The 1,503-nt window shown below is 73.3% G+C and carries 3 protein-coding genes; 1 reads left to right on the top strand and 2 read right to left on the bottom strand.

Annotation, left to right across the window (positions count from 1 at the left end; translation table 11 throughout):
- Both G3I40_RS46185 and G3I40_RS46180 read right to left on the bottom strand, forming a co-directional pair.
- Positions 1-753, bottom strand: a 753-nt coding sequence (locus G3I40_RS46185; protein ID WP_164560763.1) for an aldo/keto reductase, incomplete at its 3' end; no start/stop codon positions are given.
- Between the two features lie 61 nt (positions 754-814).
- Positions 815-1,138 carry a nuclear transport factor 2 family protein gene (locus tag G3I40_RS46180; RefSeq protein WP_164560762.1) on the bottom strand — a complete coding sequence of 108 codons (324 nt, stop codon included), beginning with the start codon at positions 1,136-1,138 and terminating at the stop codon, positions 815-817.
- A gap of 102 nt (positions 1,139-1,240) precedes the next feature.
- Here G3I40_RS46180 and G3I40_RS46175 point away from each other — a divergent pair.
- On the top strand, positions 1,241-1,503 hold a 263-nt coding region (locus G3I40_RS46175), incomplete at its 3' end, for a DoxX family membrane protein (RefSeq protein ID WP_164560761.1).

Raw genomic sequence — 1,503 nt, 5'->3', positions numbered from 1 at the left:
GCCCGCGCGGAAACCGGGCAGCCACTGGGGCGGGGCGCTGCGGATGTCGTCGGCCGCGAGGGCGCGCCCGTTGCCGTAGCCGCCGCCGAGCAGGCCCATGGCGAGGGGGCTGCGGTTGATGCTGGCGAGGCCCAACTCGTCGCAGAGGGCGAGGAGTTCCGGTGCGTCCTGCAGCACGTTGCAGCGGTGCTGCACGGCGGCGCAGTGGGGGCCCTCGGCGAAGACGCGGGCCCGGTCGGGGTCGTCGGTGCTCCACGCATAGGCACGGACGAGCCCTTCGCGTACGAACTCCTCGCAGGTGTCCCGGAGCTCGGCCGCCCGCTGCGGGTCGGCGTCGGAAAGGTGCAGTTGGTAGAGGTCGATGCGGTCGGTTCCGAGGCGGGTCAGCGACGCGGTCAGGGCGCGGCGGGCGTGCTCCGGGGAGTCGTCACTGCCGGTGCGGGTCCTCGTGCGTTCGTCGAAGACGTTGCCCCACTTGGTGGCGAGCACGACGTCGTCGCGGCGCCCGCCGAGGGCGCGGCCGAGGACGCGTTCGCTGTGCCCCGCGCCGTACGCGTCGGCCGTGTCGAAGAAGGTGACGCCGAGGTCGAGGGCGCGCCGCACGGCCCGTACGGACTCGTCGTCGTCGACCCGCCCCCAGCCGAGCGGCCGTCCGTCGGTGTCCTGCCACTCTCCACCGATGGCCCAGCAGCCGAAGCCGAGGGCGCTGATCTCGATACCGCTGGAACCCAAGGTGCGCGTCATGTCGTCCATGCCTGCGGACGCTAGGAGTTGAAGCGCACGCGAAGTCAACACCCGTGGCGGAACGGGTCCTTCAGGCCTGGCCGGTCTCGAACCGGGTGACCTTGCCGCCTTCCACGTCGAACGTCCACTTGGTGCGCATCTCGCCCCAGGTGTCGTTGCTGTAGCGGGCGACGAGGCCGCGCCCCTGCGCGGTCTCCTTCTCGACCTCCATGTGCCCGTGCGAGTCGAAGATCTCGCGGGCCGTCCAGTCGTCAAGGTCCCGGTCGCTGCCGTCGTCGGCCATGGTGGCGCCGGGCGCGAGGGCCGCGCGGAAGGCGTCCTGGTCGTGGGCGTTCAGCGCCGAGACGAAGGCGCGGACCGCCGGGTCACTGAGCTTTGCGGTCTGGATGGGCATGCGCCCAGGCTTGCACCGCACCGGACCGGCCGCCACCCGGTGCGCCACCCGAATGGCCCCGCGCACGAGGTGCCCGGCACACGACTGCCCGACCGTGGGGTCATGACCTGCACACGTTCGCGTACCTCTCGTACGTCCTGCCCCAGCCGCCGCGACCTGGGCCTTCTCGTCCTGCGCGGGGGCACGGGCGGGGTCCTCGCCGCACACGGCGCGCAGAAGCTGCTCGGCTGGTTCGGCGGAGGCGGCGTGTCCGGCACCGCCGCCGGCATGGAGGCCATGGGGTTCACTCCCCCCAAGGCGAGCGCCCTCGCGGCCGGGCTCGGGGAGGCGGGCGGCGGGGCGCTGCTCGCGCTCGGCCTCGCGAC

The sequence above is a fragment of the Streptomyces sp. SID14478 genome (assembly GCF_010548525.1).
In the GTDB taxonomy this organism is placed as follows: domain Bacteria; phylum Actinomycetota; class Actinomycetes; order Streptomycetales; family Streptomycetaceae; genus Streptomyces.
This window is presented reverse-complemented; position numbering and strand designations above follow the sequence as displayed.